At 64.2% G+C, this 16775-nt stretch carries 14 protein-coding genes and 1 pseudogene; 3 read left to right on the top strand and 12 right to left on the bottom strand.

What is annotated here, in order from left to right:
- Window positions 1–276: 276 nt before the first annotated feature.
- From BMZ79_RS27370 to BMZ79_RS27400, 6 genes and pseudogenes are all read right to left on the bottom strand, one after another.
- Window positions 277–1169 (bottom strand): annotated as a pseudogene (locus BMZ79_RS27370) (phosphotransferase enzyme family protein).
- Window positions 1170–1429: 260 nt separating this feature from the next.
- A complete protein-coding gene (locus BMZ79_RS27380) occupies window positions 1430–2200 on the bottom strand; it encodes a DeoR/GlpR family DNA-binding transcription regulator (RefSeq protein ID WP_090646648.1) in 771 nt (256 codons plus the stop codon).
- A 71-nt stretch (window positions 2201–2271) separates the two neighbouring features.
- Window positions 2272–3744, bottom strand: coding sequence for a rhamnulokinase (locus BMZ79_RS27385; protein WP_090646649.1), 1473 nt, complete (start codon window positions 3742–3744; stop codon window positions 2272–2274).
- A 110-nt stretch (window positions 3745–3854) separates the two neighbouring features.
- The gene (gene rhaA / locus BMZ79_RS27390; RefSeq protein ID WP_090646651.1) at window positions 3855–5138 is read right to left on the bottom strand and encodes an L-rhamnose isomerase; all 1284 of its coding nucleotides are present in this window, start codon (window positions 5136–5138) and stop codon (window positions 3855–3857) included.
- A gap of 19 nt (window positions 5139–5157) precedes the next feature.
- Window positions 5158–5535 (bottom strand): sensory rhodopsin transducer, encoded by a 378-nt coding sequence (locus BMZ79_RS27395; protein ID WP_177222372.1) that lies wholly within the window; start codon window positions 5533–5535, stop codon window positions 5158–5160.
- Between the two features lie 117 nt (window positions 5536–5652).
- Window positions 5653–7722, bottom strand: coding sequence for a bifunctional aldolase/short-chain dehydrogenase (locus BMZ79_RS27400; protein ID WP_090646656.1), 2070 nt, complete (start codon window positions 7720–7722; stop codon window positions 5653–5655).
- A gap of 355 nt (window positions 7723–8077) precedes the next feature.
- On the opposite strand from BMZ79_RS27400, the gene BMZ79_RS34520 reads away from it, so the two are divergent.
- Window positions 8078–8245, top strand: a complete 168-nt coding sequence (locus BMZ79_RS34520) for a hypothetical protein (RefSeq protein WP_177222373.1) — start codon at window positions 8078–8080, stop codon at window positions 8243–8245.
- Between the two features lie 394 nt (window positions 8246–8639).
- On the opposite strand, the gene BMZ79_RS27405 is transcribed toward BMZ79_RS34520, so the two are convergent.
- The 5 genes from BMZ79_RS27405 to BMZ79_RS27425 all read right to left on the bottom strand — a co-directional run bounded on the left by BMZ79_RS27405 (window position 8640) and on the right by BMZ79_RS27425 (window position 13433).
- The gene (locus BMZ79_RS27405) at window positions 8640–9425 is read right to left on the bottom strand and encodes a DeoR/GlpR family DNA-binding transcription regulator (protein ID WP_090646659.1); all 786 of its coding nucleotides are present in this window, start codon (window positions 9423–9425) and stop codon (window positions 8640–8642) included.
- 40 nt (window positions 9426–9465) lie between these two features.
- Complete coding sequence (gene phnW, locus BMZ79_RS27410; RefSeq protein ID WP_090646662.1) at window positions 9466–10635, bottom strand: 2-aminoethylphosphonate--pyruvate transaminase; 1170 nt, start codon at window positions 10633–10635, stop codon at window positions 9466–9468.
- On the bottom strand, window positions 10635–11432 hold the full coding sequence (gene phnX, locus BMZ79_RS27415; protein ID WP_090646665.1) for a phosphonoacetaldehyde hydrolase: 798 nt from the start codon (window positions 11430–11432) through the stop codon (window positions 10635–10637). Before phnX ends, phnW begins: the two co-directional genes overlap by 1 nt.
- A 332-nt stretch (window positions 11433–11764) precedes the next feature.
- On the bottom strand, window positions 11765–12244 hold the full coding sequence (locus tag BMZ79_RS27420; RefSeq protein WP_090646667.1) for a GNAT family N-acetyltransferase: 480 nt from the start codon (window positions 12242–12244) through the stop codon (window positions 11765–11767).
- A gap of 358 nt (window positions 12245–12602) precedes the next feature.
- Window positions 12603–13433 (bottom strand): phytanoyl-CoA dioxygenase family protein, encoded by an 831-nt coding sequence (locus BMZ79_RS27425; RefSeq protein ID WP_090646670.1) that lies wholly within the window; start codon window positions 13431–13433, stop codon window positions 12603–12605.
- 260 nt (window positions 13434–13693) lie between these two features.
- On the opposite strand from BMZ79_RS27425, the gene BMZ79_RS27430 reads away from it, so the two are divergent.
- Together BMZ79_RS27430 and BMZ79_RS27435 are read left to right on the top strand one after the other, a co-directional pair.
- Window positions 13694–14581, top strand: coding sequence for a helix-turn-helix transcriptional regulator (locus BMZ79_RS27430; RefSeq protein ID WP_090646673.1), 888 nt, complete (start codon window positions 13694–13696; stop codon window positions 14579–14581).
- A gap of 80 nt (window positions 14582–14661) precedes the next feature.
- The gene (locus BMZ79_RS27435; protein WP_090646675.1) at window positions 14662–15900 is read left to right on the top strand and encodes an MFS transporter; all 1239 of its coding nucleotides are present in this window, start codon (window positions 14662–14664) and stop codon (window positions 15898–15900) included.
- Between the two features lie 75 nt (window positions 15901–15975).
- Here the strand turns inward: BMZ79_RS27435 and BMZ79_RS27440 are convergent, their stop codons facing one another.
- Window positions 15976–16713 (bottom strand): class I SAM-dependent methyltransferase, encoded by a 738-nt coding sequence (locus BMZ79_RS27440; protein ID WP_090646678.1) that lies wholly within the window; start codon window positions 16711–16713, stop codon window positions 15976–15978.
- Window positions 16714–16775: the final 62 nt, after the last annotated feature.

Consider the following 16775-nt stretch of genomic DNA (forward strand, 5'->3'; position numbering starts at 1 on the left):
TATCAGACAACTTGACAATAGAAAATGCGGTCCGCCGGCGCCTCTTTTTCGCCTTCCTCGCAGCCGCATCGTCGTTGAAACCCGTCCGTGCCTTAAACTCCGCGCCGTTGCCTCAGCTGCGAGCAGGCAGCCCGCGACTCCGCAGCAGGCCGGCTCAAAAAAAGACGGCCTGGCCGGTGCGCCGGTAGCGCCGCACCGGCCGCCCCGCTCCCGCTCTCCAGCGCCGCACCGCTCGCCAGCGCCGGTAGCGCCGCACCGCTCGCCGCCCGGCCGCCCCTAAGGATGCGCCGCCGCATCCCGCCCCATTAAAGGCGAACGCACCAGCAATTTCTTGACGATCCAGCCGTCGTCCCGCGTGCCTTCCGCCAGATGCCGGCAGGCCAGCTCGACGAGTCCCGCCCACCACATCGGCGTGAGCAGCTCCCATTCCTCGGGCTCGAGCGGCGACACCTCGTCGTACCCGTAAACGACCTCGTCGTGCCTCCCGCGCCACGTTAAAGCGAAATCGCCGATCCGATGATCCCGATGCGCAAGCTCGAAATCCAATATTCCCGTCAGCTTGCCGTCTTGGAAACGCAAATTCCACGGCGTGAAGTCGCCGTGAACGACGATGCCCGGGCGATCCTGGAGCCGCAGCCCGGCCGCGCGCTCGCGCGCTCGCGCGAGATGCCAGCGCAGCACCCGGACTTCCTCCGGACGGCTGCGCTCCCCCTCGGCCAGCACGCGGTCCAGCGTCTCGTCGCCGAGAATCTCCTCGCATCGCCGCCAGCCGCCGCGCTGCCCGATGCCGTCAAGCGTGGCGAGATCGGCGTGGAAACGGGCCAGGAGCCGGCCCCGCGACCGCCGTTCCGAATCGCCGGCATCGTCCGCCGGCGGATCGCCGGGCAGGAAGGGATGCAGGCTCACATCGCTCCTTGCGCCTCGAGCGGTCCTTCGACGATCGGCGCGACCGGCCAGCCGAGCGCGGCGACCCGCCTCAGCAAGCGCGCTTCATAGTCGATATCCTCCCGCGAAGTGCCGGGTGCCCAGCGGCGAAGCACCAGCCGTTCGTGTTGCGCCGCAACCAGCCAATGCAAATTCAGCCGCCCGCCCAGCGGCACGGCCGACCGGACGCCCAAGCGCTCCAGCACCTCTTGGCCGGGCAAAGCCGTCTCAGACGCTTGATCCATCGACTTCCTCCTCTCGCCTAAAGCTTCCGAATTCAGTCAATTCCCATGCTTAGCCTATGTTCGACTCCCAGACCGATAATCCTGCCGCTCCCGGGCGAGCGCGTCCGGCCGTTTCGCCGAACGGCGCGCGGCGTCAACGCCAAAACAGCCGATCGCGAGGATCGGCTGCCGCGGTTGCTTGCGCATGGTATGCCGTGCCGCGGGCGGTTCGCCTGCTGCGGCCGCTGCATGCGGCGTCTCCCGCCCCGCGGCCGCCGGCCTCACACGGTGCGAACCGCGATCGACCGCTCCGCCAGCGCGGCGAGCGTCTCCGGGGAGACGCGCTTGTCCGTGACGATCGCGTCCACGTCGCCGAGCTCCGCGACCTGCGTGAACGCCTGCACGCCGAACTTGCTGGCATCGGCGAGCAGGACGACTTCGTCGGCCATGCCGAGCATTTTTTGCTTGATGCGCGCCTGCAGCTCGTTGGCTTCGCTGATCCCGCGCTCCAGATGCACGCCCTTGCAGGAGAAAAACGCTTTGTCGACGTGATAGGCGTCGAGCGAACGCTCCGCCAGCGGGCCGACGTAGGAGAGCGAGCGCTGCGCCAGCAGGCCGCCCGTCGAGATGACCTCGATGCGCTCCTTGCCGCTCAGCTCCACCGCGACCTTGATGGAATTGGTGAGCACCGTGAGCGGCATGTCCGGCAAGTACGACGCCAAGTACCAGGCGGTCGAGCTGGCGTCCAGCAGAATCCGGTCGTTCGGACGGACCAGCTTCACCGCCTCCTCGGCGATGCGCCGCTTCTCCTCCGCGTGCGCGATTTCCCGCTCCGCGTACGGGATTTCCGGCTGCTGCTGCTGAGGCAGGTCCTTCACGCTGACCGCGCCGCCATGAGAACGGCGAAGCCGGCCGGCCTGCTCCAGCCGGTCCAGGTCGCGGCGGATCGTCTCCTCCGTCACCTGGCACAGCTCGCTCAGCTCCGTTACCCGGATGCTGCCCCGTTCATTCACCAGCCCAACGATTTTCTCATAGCGTTCCGCAACCAGCATCCTGTATCTCTCCCGCAACTAACGAAATAGTAGTGTGTTCATACGCATCCCACGGCGCCCGCGCCGGCCCGTTACGCCAAGCCCGCAAGCGCGCGGAACCGGCCGTACGCGTCGTCCCACGCCGCGCCGTCCCTCGGCTCGTAGACCGTCACCGGGAACGAATCGCGGATGACCTTCCGCGCTTCCCGGATATCCGCGAACTCGCCCTGCGCGATCCATTGGACCGCGAGGTTGCCGAGCGCGCTGCCCTCGACCGGCCCGGCCCAAACGGGCCTGCCGATCGCGTTCGCCGACCATTGGCACAGCAGCCCGTTTTGAATGCCGCCGCCGACCATATGGAGGCCGCCGAACCGCTTGTTCGAGAGCCGCTCCGTTAATTCAAGCACATAACGGTATTTGAGCGCAAGGCTTTCGAGAATGCACCGGACGATCTCGCCCGGCGTCCCCGGCGCCTTCTGGCCCGTATTCGCGCAGTAGCGCGCGATGCGCGCCGGCATGTCGCCGGGGTGCAGGAACGCCGGATCGTCGGGATCGATGAACGCCCCGAACGCCGGCGCCTGCTCCGCCAGCCGCACCAGCTCGGGGAAGCCGAGCGTCAGGCCCGCCTTCTCCCACGTCCGGCGGCTCTCCTGCAGGATCCACAGCCCCATGATGTTCTTCAGCAGGCGGAACGTCCCGTTCACGCCGCCTTCGTTGGTGAAATTCAGCTCCCGGGCCAGCTCGCCCATGACCGGGCGGTCGACCTCGGTGCCCATCAGCGACCACGTGCCGCAGCTGAGGTAGGCAAAATCGCGCTCCAGCGCCGGCACCGCCGCGACGGCGGAGCCGGTATCGTGCTCCGCGACCGCGTAGACCGGCACCGCGCCGACGCCGAGTTCTTCCCGCAGCGAATCGCGAATCTCCCCGACCCGCGTGCCCGGGCGCACGACCGGTCCGAACAGCGCCGGCGATACGCCGATCGCCGCGATCAGCTCGGCATCCCAGTCGCCGAGCAGCGGGTTGTACAGCTGCGTCGTCGTCGCGTTCGAGAACTCGCTCCGCATCTCGCCGGTGAGGAAATAACGCAGCAGGTCCGGGATCATCAGCAGATGCTTCGCCTGCTCCAGGAGCGGGGAATCCGCTTCCTTCAAGGCCGCGAGCTGATAGATCGTATTGAACGGCAGGAACTGAATGCCGCTGCGGCCGAAGATCCGCTCCGGCGTCAGCCGCGCCATCGTCCGCTCCATGACGCCGTCGGTGTGGCGGTCGCGGTAGTGATACGGATTGCCGAGCAGCTCGCCGTTCCGGCCGATCAGGCCGAAGTCGACGGCCCATGAATCGATGCCCAGGCTGACCGGCTCCTCGCCGGCATGCTTCGCCTTCAGCAGCCCCTGCTTCAGATCATGGAACAAGCGGAGGATGTCCCATTGCAGGCGGTCGCCCACCGCGACGGGATCGTTGCCGAAGCGGTGAATCTCCTCCACCTCGATGATGCGGTCGTTCAATCGGCCGAGCAGCGCCCTGCCGCTGCCCGCGCCGAGATCGTATGCCAATATGCTCGGCAAGCGGCAACCCTCCCGATGTCAAGCCGAAGCGGGCCGCTGCCCGCTTCGGCGATCTCGCTTCTTCTATCATGGTGATCGTTATCGTTGTCGGCGAAGCCGTTCGTTTCCGATTAATTGTTCGCGACGGCCGTCTGCGCGCCGCGCTTCAGCAGCACGTCCTTCTCGTACGCCTTCACCTCGGCGAGCCACGCTTCGCGCACCGGCACGCCCTGCTTCGCGCAGTAGTAGTCCCATACCGCGCCGAACGGATACGACTTGAACTCCTCCTGCAGCGCGAGGCGCGTCGTGAAGTCGAACTCGTTCTCCGCCTTGCGGAGCGCCTCGACGGGATCCAGGAAGCCGCGGAGAAGCGCCTTGATCGTGTTGCGCGTGCCGATGACCCAGGCCGCCACGCGGTTGATGCTGGCGTCGAAGAAATCGAGGCCGATGTGCGTCTTGCCGAGCAGATCGCCGCGGACGAGCTCGCGTCCGATCTCGATCAGCTCGTCGTCGAACGCGACGACGTGGTCGCTGTCCCAGCGCATCGGACGGCTGACGTGCAGCAGGATCCCGTCCGCGAAGAGCGACAGCGCGGACAGCTTGTTCGAGATGACCTCGGTCGGATGGAAATGGCCGGCGTCGAGGCAGATCAGCTTGTTGTTGGCGATGCCGTAGCCCATATAGAACTCGTGCGAGCCGACGACGTACGCTTCGGAGCCGAGGCCGAACAGCTTGCTCTCGACGGCGTCGAGGTTATGCGCGGGGTCCAGCTCCTCCGCGAACACCTCGTCGAGCGCGTCCTTCAGCCGCGCGCGCGGCGCCAGGCGGTCGGCCGGCGTATCCTTGAGGCCGTCCGGGACCCATACGTTCGTGACGCAGGTTTGGCCGAGCTGCTCGCCGAAGTAGGCGCCGACCTTGCGGGCCGCCTTGCAGTGGTCGATCCAGAACCGGCGGACGGCCGGGTCCGGGTGGCTCAGCGTGAAGCCGTCGGCCGATTTCTCGTGCGAGAAGCAGGTCGGGTTGAAGTCGAGGCCAAGCCCCTGCTCCCTGGCCCAGTCGACCCAGGACTCGAAATGCTTCGGCTCGATCCGGTCCAGCTCCACTTTCTCGTCGGTGTCCGCGTAAATCGCGTGCAGGCTCACCTTATGCTTGCCCGGAATCAGCGAAAACGCTTTCTCCAAATCGGCGCGAAGCTCCTGCGGCGTGCCCGCGGCCCCCGGGTAGTTGCCCGTCACGGAGATGCCGCCCGTAAGCGCTTGCGATTTGTTCAAGAACCCGCGGACGTCGTCTCCTTGCCAACAGTGCATCGAAATTTTGATCTCGGCGAGCTTCTCGAGCGCCGCGTCGACGTCGATGCCGTGCGCTTCGTACAGCGCCTTGGCGGCTTCGTAATTCGCGATAATGCGTTGGTCCATGTTCATTGCTCCTTCGCTCTTATTTGATGGGATGAGCCATGACAGACATGAGCGCGTTGGCCGCCTGCGTGGCGTCCAGCCGGCTGTACTGCACGATGACCGGAACGTCGCTCAGCACCTCGATCGCGTAAGGAACGCCCAGCGGAATGGACGCTCCTTTCGCCGAGAGGGAGGACGTGCGGATATGCTTCGTTCTTCGGCCGGGGACGACCGCCAGCATGTTCTCGAGCGGGTCGCGGTCTTCGAAAAAAATCGTCAAGCGCAGCAGCGCCTCCTCGGAGGAGCAGTTCAGCACGCAGATGGATTCGTGGCTCTCGTATACGCTCCCTTCCGCGCTCGTCGGCGGAATAAAGCCGTCCGGGATGATCCAATGCTTCTCGCCTCTTGCTTGGTACATGCTCCGCACTTCCTCTCGTCCCATGAAATGTTCTAGAATCATCCTTGCTTGCATGAATGCATGAATGGATGAAAGCTGCTCGTAGCGCGGCATCGCGCTGGCACGCCGCGCGAATGCTTATCGCGTGAACGCCGCCGGCACGCCGCCGTCGATCGTCAGCATGCAGCCCGTCGTCTTGTCCGCCTTCGACGAGGCGAAGAACGCGATGCCTTCGGCGATGTCGCGCGGATAGATGTTGACGAGCAGCGTCGTGCGTTTGCGGTAATACTCTTCCAGCTGGTCGGGCTCGATGCCGTAGGCCGCGGCGCGTTCGTTGCGCCAGTTGCTGTTCCAGATCGCGGAGCCCTGCAGGATCGCGTCCGGCAGGATCGTGTTGACGCGGATGCCGAATTCGCCGCCCTCCGCCGCGACACAGCGCGCCAGATGCGCCTCGAGCGCCTTCGCCGAGCTGTATGCCGACGCGCTCCTGCCGGCGTAAACGGAGTTCTTGGACCCGATGAACACCATGTTGCCGCCGATCGCCTGCTCCTTCATCAGCTTGAACGCTTCGCGCGCCACGAGGAAGTAGCCGGTTCCGAGCACATTGATGTTCAGGTTCCATTCCTTCAGCGACGTCTGGTCGAACGGACTCGACGTCGCGAGGCCGGCGTTGTTGACGACGATGTCGAGGCCCCCGTAGGCGAGCGCCGTCTCCGCGATCGCGGCGATGACCGCCTCTTCGCTCGTCACGTCCATCTTCACCGCGAGCGCGCGGCCTTCGCCGTGCTTCTCGTTGATTTCGCCGGCGACCCGCTCCGCTCCTTCCAGGTTCAGATCCGCCAGCACGACGTGCGCGCCTTCGGAGACGAGACGGCGCGCCGTTTCGCTGCCGATGCCGCCGGCGCCGCCGGTAATGAACGCGATTTTGCGGGAGAATTCCGCTTCCGCCGGCGCGAGCGACAGTTTGTACAGCTCGAGCGGCCAATACTCGACGTTATAGGATTCGTTTTCGCTCAGGGAGACGAAATTGCCGAGCGCCGTCGCGCCGCGCATGACCGCGATCGCGCGATGGTAGAGCGCGCCGCTGACCTTGGAGCTGGCCCAGCTCTTGCCCGTGTTGATCATGCCGACGCCCGGAATGAGGATGACGCGCGGCGCGGCCTCGAACATGACGTCGCCCTCGTTCTTGTTGCGCTCGAAGTAGGCCTCGTACTGGTTCTTATACGCCGCGACGCTCTCTTTCAGAATGGCTTTCAGCCCTTCGGCGTCGCTTGCGTCCGGCGTCCAGTCGACGAACAGCGGCACGACCTTCGTGTGCACGAGATGGTCCGGACAGGCGGCGCCGACCTGCGACAGCGCGGCCGAATCCGCGCCGCCGACGAACGCCAGCACGTCCGCTTCGTCGTCGAACGTCAGGATCATCTTCTTCGCGTCGCTCACGGCGCCGCGAATCGTCGGCATCACCTGCGCGGCAAGGCTTCTGCGGACGTCGGCCGGCAGCGCCGCGTGCTTCGCGCCGCCGAACAGCTTGGCTTCGTTCACGCGCGCTTCGATGAACGCTTCCGCTTCGTTGATGATTTTGATCGTTTGCGCGTACGCCTCTTCGCTCGTCTCGCCCCACGTCACGAGGCCGTGCTTCTCCATCAGCACGAGCTCGGCCTGCGGGTTGTCGAGCACGCCCTGCGCGATCATCTTGGACAGCGCGAAGCCGGGACGCACGTACGGCACCCAGACGAAGCGGTCGCCGAAAATCTCCTTCGCCAGCTGCTTGCCGTTATCCGCGCAGCAGAGGCTGATGATGGCGTCCGGATGCGTATGGTCCACGTGCTTGAACGGCAGGAAGGCGTGCAGCAGCGTTTCGATGGACGCGCGCGGATGCTTGGCGTCGATCATGCAGTGCCCGAGGTACGCGACCATCTCTTCGTCGGTCATGGCGTCGCGCTCGAACAGCGGACGGATGTCCTCCAGGCGCAGCCCCGTGAAGTTGCCGGCCTTCATCGTCGCGAGGTCGGAGCCGCTGCCTTTGACGTACATCACTTCGACGTCGCGGCCGCGGAAGTCGGCGACCGTCGTCTTCGCGGACGTATTGCCCCCGCCCCAGTTGCAGACGCGACGGTCCGCGCCGATGATGTTGGAACGGTAGACGAGCTGCGCGAGTCCGTCCCGCTGCTCCGATGCCTTCGCGTGATCCCATAAGCGTTGTACCATTTGTTTCCCTCCGAATGAGTAAGATAATTTGCGGTTGAGCCTAGTGTAGCATGTTTGTTTGTTTTTGAATATATAGTTTCAAACAAAAACAAAAACGAATTCGCACCTCTCGTCCAAAGTAAACCGAAGTAGAACCGAACGAATACCGAAACAAAAATCGAACCACGATCTAAACAAAAACCGGCAGTACTCTAAACTATCCGAAACAAAATCGAAGCACGCCCGCGCAAACTTCCTGTCCATGGAAATTTTTCCATCTGAGGCTGATTCGCCGCGCCTCCGCGGGTTAATGAAAGATAGGAACGATCGCCGGACGGACGGAAGCGGTCGCCGAATGCGCAAAGGGAGTGAGAACGTGAGTAGAAGAACCTCTTGGGGCGTGCTGTATACGGCTTTGTTGTGCAGGCTGATCCTGGACGAAGAGAAAGCGAGGATGGGCGGACGGCGTCCGGACGGCGGATCGCCGGAAGGCGGCGGCGGCAGCCCCGCTTCCGCGGCGGACTCCTCCCGCGCGGGCGGCTGACCGCCTCTGCGGCGCAGGAAAGACGAATACGCCAAAAACGCACCTGCCGGCCGCTATGGCTGACGGGTGCGTTTTTGGCTATGCATGGCGTTTTTTTGCATGACGGCTTGGCGCGCATGGCAACTTGAGCGTGCGTGGCGTCTTGGCGCGCATGGCGCCTTCGCGCGCAAAGCCCTTCCCTCATCGCCGCATGCAGCGTCTTTGAACCAACGCGCGCGCCAACCGGCCGCGTATTCGCGGCGCATGCTGAGGCTCGACCGCGGTTAGCGGCGCCGGGACGGGACATGCCTGGTCCCCGCCGGCTCCCCAAGCCGCACGGTCCTCCCCGAATACGCCAAACGCCGGCCGGACGCGCTCCGCGAAGCGCTTCCGGTCCGGCGTCCGCCGAACGTTCTTATTCCGCCGTCAGCCACGCGATGCCGCTGCTCGCGATCGCGTCCGCCCAGCTCTCCGGATGCGGCGCCTCGCAAATGATCGTATCAATGCCGGCCAAATCCGAGATTTTGTACATCGTGCCGTTGTCCAGCTTCGTGCTGTCGGCGAGCACGATGCTCTGCTTGCTGTTCGCCATGAATTTGCGCGCCAGAATCGCCCGGTCCGCGTCGTAGCTCGTAATGCCCTGCTCGGGCATCATGCCGTCGATCGAGATGAACGCCTTGTTGACGAAGATGTCGTTCATGAATTTCTCGGCGATCGTTCCCGAGATCCGGAAGTGCCGCGAGTCCATTTTCCCGCCGACGAAAATGACGTCTCCGCCGAACATGTCCTTGTTCCGGTAATCGAGCAGCAAGTTCAAGCCGGAGATGGAATTGGTCACGATGGTCAGATGCTCCTTGTAGACGAGAAACGGGATCATCTGCAGGCAAGTGGAGCCGTCGTCGATGACGATGACGTCATGGTCCTGCACCAGGCCCGCGGCGACCCGGCCGATCCGCCGCTTCTCCTCCGCGCGCAGCACTTCCCGCTTCGTGTGGGACAGCTCCTCGTGCGCCAGCGTCAGCTTCACCGCCCCGCCGTATACCCGCTTCAGCCGGTTCTCGTCCTCCAGCTCCTCCAGATAGCGCCGGACCGATTCGGAGGATACGCCGAGCCGGTTCACGAGATCGCTCGTATGCACCTTGCCCGCGTCGTTCAGCAGCTCGAGAATTTGCCGTTTGCGTTCTTCGCCGATCAGCGACATGGTCGATCGCCCCCTTTCTTCTTCCGCAGGCTTATTCGGACTACCAGAAACGCAGATCCTCGATCGCTAGCAGCAGCCGGGCGATATCCTCGCGGTACACCTCGCCGATGTTGCCGATGCGGAACGTGTCCGCGGCGCTGATCTTGCCCGGGTAGATGACGAAGCCCGCTTCTTTCAAGCGGTCGTACAGCTGCTGGAAGCTGAAGCCCTCCACGGGCGGATAATAGAACGCGGTGATGAACGGCGACTGCACGTCCTTCTTCAGCAGCGAGCAGAAGCCGAGCATCGTCATCCCGTCGGCCAGCAGCTGCTGATTGCCTTGGTAGCGGCGGTAGCGCGCCTCGACGCCGCCTTCCTGCTCCAGCTCGCGCAGCGCCTGGTCGAACGCGCGCACGACGTGCGTCGGCGACGTGAAGCGCCATTTGCCCCCGCCGGCTTCCAACGCCGCCCATTGGCCGTGCAGATCCAGCGACAGGGAGCGGGCTTGGCCTTCGCAGGCCGCCAACGCTTCGACGCGGGCGATGACGAAGCCGAAGCCCGGCACGCCCTGAATGCACTTGTTCGCGCTGCTGATCAAGTAATCGATGCGCAGCTCGTGCACGTCCATCGGTATGCCTCCGAAGCTGCTCATCGCGTCCACGATGTACGTTTTGCCGTGGCGCTTGACGATGGCGGAGATCTCCGCCATCGGGTTCAGCATGCCCGTCGTCGTCTCGCAATGCACGACCGCGACGTGGGTGATGTCCGGTTCATCGGCGAGGCGCCGCTCGACCGCTTCCGGTTCGACGCGGTCCGTCTCGCCGAAGTCCAGCACGGACAGGGCGATGCCGTAGATGCGGGCCATCTGCGCGATGCGCTGGCCGTACGCGCCGTTGGCCAGCACGAGCAGCTTGCCATCGCGCGGGACGGCGGTGCCGATGACCGCCTCGACGCTGAAGCTGCCGCTGCCCTGCATCGGGACGGCCGTATACGCATCGGGCGAAGTTACGGTAGCCAGCCGCACGAGCCGGCCGCGGATGCTCTGCACGAGCGCGTTATAATCCTGATCCCAGGTGCACCAATCGCGAAGCATCGCTTCCTTGACGGTGTCGGAGGTCGTGAGCGGTCCCGGCGTCAGCAGCAGATAAGGCCGCTGCGGCGCACGGCCTTCCTCCGCCTCGGACCGGTCCGCGCCGCTCGCCGGCGCCAAGCCGCGCGTGATATCGCTCATCATGGGCGCTCCCCTTTCGCGATCCGCGCGTTAAGCTCCGGGAAGAGGCCGTCCAGCTCGCCGATCCGGTCGATCACGTAGTGGGCGCCGGCATCCCGCAGCCGCTTCGCGACGGCGTCTTTGCGCGCCTGCAGCTCGCCCGCTTCGCATGCCGCCGCTTCCGCTTCGGTCATCCCGAGCTCGCTGCTGCCGAGGATGACGCCGACGGTCCAGCAGCCCGCGTTCACGCCTTCCTGCATGTCGCTGACCGTGTCGCCCGCCTTCACGACGCGATGCATCGGATAGACCCCGAGCTGCTCCGCATTGCGGTAGATCATCCATGGATACGGCCGGCCCGCCGCGGCTTCGTCCGGCGTCACGAGGCAATCCGGCGCGTAGCCTTGCGCCTCCGCGCTCGGGCGGACGACGTCCATCATGGCCCGGGTGTAGCCGGTCGTGGAGCCGATCTTGATGCCCTGCCCGCGCAATCTGGCCGCCAGCTCGACCGCGCCCGGCACGGGCGTCGCGTAGTCCTTCAGCGTGCCGAACAGCATCGGCTCGAAGTCCGCGTACAGCGCGTCTACGTCGGCCTCCGACGGCGGCGCGCCGAAGCGGCTTTCCCACAGGTCCGCGATGCGTTCCATCCGGCACATGGCTTGAATATGGTCGCGCTTCAGCATCCCCATCGGTCCGCGGGCTTCCTCCACGGTGACGTCGATGCCTCTGCGGGCGAAGACGTCCACGAATACGTTCAGGGGCGCGAAGCAGCCGAAATCGACCATCGTGCCCGCCCAATCCAGCATGACTGCTTGAATCATCGGTCCATCACTCCTTCATGTTCTCTCGTTTGCCGAACCAGCGCGTTTCTCTCCCGAATTCTAGGTCAGTATAAAAGAAAAATGTGAACCTGGAGTAAAACCTATATTAACATATTGTTTTAATTTGATTTTAATTGTTTTATGTTGTTTTATCAATACAAAAACAAGAAAACCTCTTAGGAGTCGTTTCTTTTAACACAGCCGCACCTGTCACCGGCTTTTAGCGGTCGTTGGTTTCATTGGCCTTCCATCGGTCATATGGGAAAAAGCCTTGGCGTCAATGCGCGAAGGCTTGGTTGCGAATCCCTGAAGCCGGTTTCCGAACAAGACGGCTAGCGGTCGAACGCATCCGGCTCGCCGCCCCGCCGCTCGAGCTCCGCGATCCGGAGTCCCGGCACGGGCTCGAACACCCGCGATTCCGCGAAGCCCAGCTTGCGGTACAGCCGCAGCGCAGGCAGATTCGCGGCGCCCGTGGCCACAAGGAAACGTTCCGCGCGCCCGGCGTACAGCGCGAGCGCGTGCCGGAGCAGGCTTTCGCCGATGCCCTTGCGGAATTGCGCGGGATGGACGACAAGCCGGTGGATATCGATGGTACCCGCGTCCGTCTTGAACGATATCGCCCCGGCCAGCGCGCCGGACTCGTAGCGGCCGTAAAACGTTTCGCCGCACGCCGCGAGCGACGCTTCCGTATCGCGCAGTCCCGGGATGCCGTCGAAGCCGATCAGCTCCGCCTCGATTCGATACGCCGCCCGCTGGACGGCGAGGAGCTCCCGGACCGCCGCCGGGTCCGTCAACGAAATAGGTTCAATCATGTGCGCCAGCCCCTTCTTCAAGCGGTTGCGGTCTTCCCTTGAGCATGCACGGATTACCGTCAAAACGCAAACCTAAAGACGCAACGATTCTCTAAAACCCGAACCGACGCAACCGAAAACGCAACCCAATCCACGCAATCGGATCCCGTAACCCCGACAACGAGCGACCAAAAAATGCGCACCGAAACAACGCAATCTAAATAACGCAATCTAAATATCGCAATCTAAATATCGCAATCTAAATATCGCAATCGAAACTACGCAACCTAAACAACGCAATCGAAAAGACGCTCAACATCGCCAACCCAAAAACGCCGTCCCGGAGGGACGGCGCTCTTGCGATGCGCGCATGCGCGCGTTATTTGGCGTACAGCAGCGGGAAATACTCTTCGCGGTCGAAGCGCATGCCCGGTTCCGGACGCGCGCCCAGCAGGCGGAGATTGTCGTGCTTGAACCGCCCCCCGCGGAAATACGTGTCGCCCGGCATGAGATGCGCGACGACCGACAGCCGCGGCTCGTTCGTCAGGTTCGGACCGGAGCCGTGGAACGTCAGCGCGTGGTGGAAGCTTGCCTGGCCCGCCTTCAAGATGCAGGGCTCCTCGACCCAGTCGTCGCGATTGGCGAACTTCGCTTTCAGCTTGCCCATGTCCTGCTCGAAGAAGGTGTCGCTGCCTTCCACCGCGCCCCATTTATGCGAGCCCAGAATCGTCATCATGCCGCCGTTCGTCAGGTCCGTGTCCTGCAGCGCGATCCAGACCGTTACCATGTTCGTCGTGCTGCTGACGCGCCAATACCCGTAATCCTGATGCCAGCCGACGTTGCCGGCGTTCGTCTCTTGGCCGTTCGTGCCCGGCTTGTAGATGACCTGGTCGTGCCACAGCCGGATGGCATCCTCGTTCAGCAGGGAAGCCGCCATCTCGCCGAGATTGCGGTCGGTCACCACGGCGCGGACCTCGTCGTTGATCCACCAGCCGTTGTCGAACTTGCGAATCGCGTGCGGATTGTCGGACAGCGTGAAGTGATGCATCGGCAGGCCGTAGCCGTCGTACTTCTTGCTCCACACGCGCTCGTGCGCTTCCCGCAGCCGCCCGATCGTCTCGTCGTCCAGCAGCTTCGGGCTGATCCAGTAGCCGTCCTCGTCAAACCGCTTCTTGTCCTCTTCGGTCACCTGATACGGAATTACGCCCATGTTCGTCGTCCCTCTTTCGTTTCGCGGATGGCCTTGCGTCGTTCGTTAGCTTCATTGTAGAAAGAAGCCGGCGCGTTGACTTCCGGAAACCTATCCAATAGGATTAGAAACATCCAGACGATTAGAAACAAAGTAACGCTCAACCAGTTAAACCAAGTCACTAGAATCAGACGATTAGAAACACCTAGCAACGCTCATCCGGCGTAACCCAGTGATTAGAAACAGAACGAACAGAAACAACCGATAGGAGCTGATCCGCCATGCCCCGCGGCAAAACCGATTCCGCGCGCTGGGAGCACGAATGGCGCGCTTCGGGCGCGTTCGCCGGCTTCCCCGAGCTCGAGATGATGGGCTACGACCGGCTCACGGAAGCGACGCCGCTTTCCGACCACCGCCACGAGCGCTGCTACGAATTCGTGTACGTCGAGAACCGCCGGGTCACGTGGGAAGTCGGCGACGCGCTCTATCCGTCCCATGCCGGCCAGTTCTTCCACACGAAGCCGGGCGAATGGCACCGGGCCCGGTTCCGCTACATGGAACCGTCCATCATCTGGTGGATCATCGTCGTCGATCCGGCCGAGCAGCCGGGCTGGCTCGGCTTCGGCGATGCCGACCGCGCCCGGATCGGCGCGGCGCTGGGCGCGCTGCCGCGCATCGTCACCGCGGATCTCCGCGCGCGCGAGCCGTTCGCCAAGCTGCGCGGGGTGCTCGAGCACGGCACGGCGGACGACCTGTTCCGGGCGCGCCACTACCTGCTCGACATCCTGCTGCAGCTGCTCGATCCGCCGGCCGCGCGCCAGCTTCCGCTCGACCTGCGCGAAGCGATGCTGCGGCTCTCCGCCGAGATCGAAGCGGAGCCGGAACGGCGCTGGGCGAACAAGGAGCTGGCCGCGCGGGTCGGCGTGAGCGAATCGCATTTTTACCGGCTGTTCCAGGAGCTGCACGGCCAATCGCCCGCGAGCTACGTCGACCGGCAGCGCATGGCCCGCGCTTGCGAGCTGCTGCGCCGGGCGGATAGCAGCGTCACCGGCGTGGCGATGGATCTCGGCTACAAGACGAGCCAGCACTTCGCGACCGTGTTCAAAAAATACGTCGGCGCGTCCCCGACCAGATGGCGGTCGGCGCAGGATGCCGATTTAAAAAATTAATTTATCCAACAGTTGTACACCTTCATGCGCTATAATAGAAGCTTGTCAGCTTGTTTAGCGCATCGGGGGTGCTTCCATACATGCTTGCCGCTTATCCCAAAGAAATCAAAGTCTTCCTGCTCGCCAGCCTGATCAACGCGATCGGCAGCGCGCTCATGTGGCCGCTCATCTCGATGTTCGTCTTCGACGAGCTCGGGCGCAGCATGGCCGACGCCGGGCTCGTCATTCTCGTCCAGTCGCTCGGCGGCATCGCCGGCCAGCTGCTTGGCGGCGCCTTGTACCACCGGATCGGCGTGAAGCGGCTCATCATCGGCTCGCTCGCGCTCAACGCGGCCGGCTTGTTCCTCCTGCCGGCGGTCAGCCACGCCTGGCATGTCTTCATCGTCCTCATGGGCTTGATCGGCTTGTTCAACGCCTTGTCGATGCCGGCCATCCAGGCGTTCGTCGGCTTCCGGTTCGCGGACCGGCGCGGCGAGCTCTATAACGTCATCTACGTCGCCAACAACATCGGCGTGGCGGTCGGCACGGCGCTCAGCGGCTTCCTCGCCGCGGTGTCCTATTCGCTCAGCTTCGTGCTGAACGGCGTGACGGCGGCGGTATTCGCGGTCTTCTTCCTGCTCTATCTCGGCCGCGTCGGCAAAGGCAAAGGCGGCGGAGCCGGAAGCGGCCCGCCGAAGAAGCGCGCCGCGGATGCCCGCGTCTGGACGCTGTTGGCCGACGTCCGCCTCTACCTGTTCATGGCGCTCGGCGGCATGCTGATCAACCTCGGCAACAGCATCTGGAACACCGGCGTCTCGCCGTTCATCATCGAGCACGGCATGTCGAAGCAGATGTACGGCTTCCTCTGGACGTTCAACGGCATCCTGATCTTCGTCGCGCAGCCGCTCACGAGCCTGATCAAGCGGCTTGCGGCCGACACCGTCAAAGCGCAGCTCACGGCGAGCGCGGCCTTCTACCTCGCCGGCTTCGCCGCGATTCTGGCGACGCACAGCTTCCCGGGCATGGTGCTCGGCATGTTCCTCACCACGCTCGGCGAGATGCTGATCGCGCCCGCGATTCCGGCCTTCCTCAGCGAGAACGGCGGCGCGCACGCCCCGTTCTACCTCGGGCTGGCCGGCGGCATCGGGTCCGCGGGCCGGGTCGTCGGCCCCTACGTGATGGGCGGCCTCTACGACGGCGGCGGGTTGACGCCGGTCGCCTGGCTCGCCGTCGTCACCGCGGCGATGGCCGTCGGCTCGTTCGTCGCGCATGGCGCCGTCAACCGGCGGAGAGTCATCGCGGCCGGCGCGCGGCCGGGCGAGACGCTGCATAATACGTAAACCGGACGCACGACAAAGGCCAGCCTCGACCGATCTGAAGGAGATCGGCCGGGGCTGGCCTCTTGGTTGCCAGCTCTAGTCGAGCCGGTCCGCCGCGGCCATCAGGAACAGCGGCCGGCGCAGCTCGTCGCGCATCACCGGGCTCTTCGCCAGCAGTTCGGCCGCCGGCTGCGGCTCCGACAGCTTCCGGATGCGAAAGCCCGCTTCGATCAGCGCGTTCAGCATCGTCGACACCGTCCGGTGGTACTTGATGACGTCGTTCTCGAGGAATCGCGCTTCCCGCAGTCCTTCCTCGTAATACCGGTCCACCGGCCAATGCAGCTTCTCTCCGCCGGGACCGTAATGCCAATCCTGCGCGGCGCGCGACGTGAACACCGGATGCTCCACGGAGAACACGAAGCTGCCGCCCGCGCCGAGCAGCCGGTGCACGGTCCGGCAGACGTCGTCGAACCGTTCGATATAATGCAGCGCGAGCGAGCTGACGACGACGTCGAACGCGGCGTCCGGGTAGTCGAGATCTTCGATCGCCAGACGGCGGTACGTAATCGCCGGGTCGTCCGTCATCTCCCGGGCCCGCGCCAGCATGTTCTCGGAAATGTCGATGCCGACGACCGACGCCGCGCCCTGTTCGCGTGCGTACCGGCAGTGCCAGCCGAAGCCGCAGCCGATGTCCAGCACCCGTTTGCCCGCCAGCTCCGGCAGCATGGGGCGGAACGATTGCCATTCCCCCGCGGCTTCGAGCCCGCCGACCGAACGCGCCATTTGGCTGTAATTCGCGAAGAATCCGGGATCGTCGTATTTATTTTGCTTCATCACGCGTCCACCTCCTTCCCCCAGTGTACCGGGGATGCCTTCCCAAAATCAACCAAAAGCGC

This window comes from Paenibacillus sp. UNC496MF (assembly GCF_900113915.1).
Classification (GTDB): domain Bacteria; phylum Bacillota; class Bacilli; order Paenibacillales; family Paenibacillaceae; genus Paenibacillus_Z; species Paenibacillus_Z artemisiicola.

Bases quoted from the DNA above. Each gene is read 5' to 3' on its own strand.
- BMZ79_RS27380 (WP_090646648.1), bottom strand. From the start codon at position 2,200: ATGCTGGTTGCGGAACGCTATGAGAAAATCGTTGGGCTGGTGAATGAA.
- rhaA (WP_090646651.1), bottom strand. From the start codon at position 5,138: ATGGACCAACGCATTATCGCGAATTACGAAGCCGCCAAGGCGCTGTAC.
- BMZ79_RS27395 (WP_177222372.1), bottom strand. From the start codon at position 5,535: ATGTACCAAGCAAGAGGCGAGAAGCATTGGATCATCCCGGACGGCTTT.
- BMZ79_RS27400 (WP_090646656.1), bottom strand. From the start codon at position 7,722: ATGGTACAACGCTTATGGGATCACGCGAAGGCATCGGAGCAGCGGGAC.
- BMZ79_RS27405 (WP_090646659.1), bottom strand. From the start codon at position 9,425: ATGTCGCTGATCGGCGAAGAACGCAAACGGCAAATTCTCGAGCTGCTG.
- phnW (WP_090646662.1), bottom strand. From the start codon at position 10,635: ATGAGCGATATCACGCGCGGCTTGGCGCCGGCGAGCGGCGCGGACCGG.
- phnX (WP_090646665.1), bottom strand. From the start codon at position 11,432: ATGATTCAAGCAGTCATGCTGGATTGGGCGGGCACGATGGTCGATTTC.
- BMZ79_RS27420 (WP_090646667.1), bottom strand. From the start codon at position 12,244: ATGATTGAACCTATTTCGTTGACGGACCCGGCGGCGGTCCGGGAGCTC.
- BMZ79_RS27425 (WP_090646670.1), bottom strand. From the start codon at position 13,433: ATGGGCGTAATTCCGTATCAGGTGACCGAAGAGGACAAGAAGCGGTTT.
- BMZ79_RS27430 (WP_090646673.1), top strand. From the start codon at position 13,694: ATGCCCCGCGGCAAAACCGATTCCGCGCGCTGGGAGCACGAATGGCGC.
- BMZ79_RS27435 (WP_090646675.1), top strand. From the start codon at position 14,662: ATGCTTGCCGCTTATCCCAAAGAAATCAAAGTCTTCCTGCTCGCCAGC.
- BMZ79_RS27440 (WP_090646678.1), bottom strand. From the start codon at position 16,713: ATGAAGCAAAATAAATACGACGATCCCGGATTCTTCGCGAATTACAGC.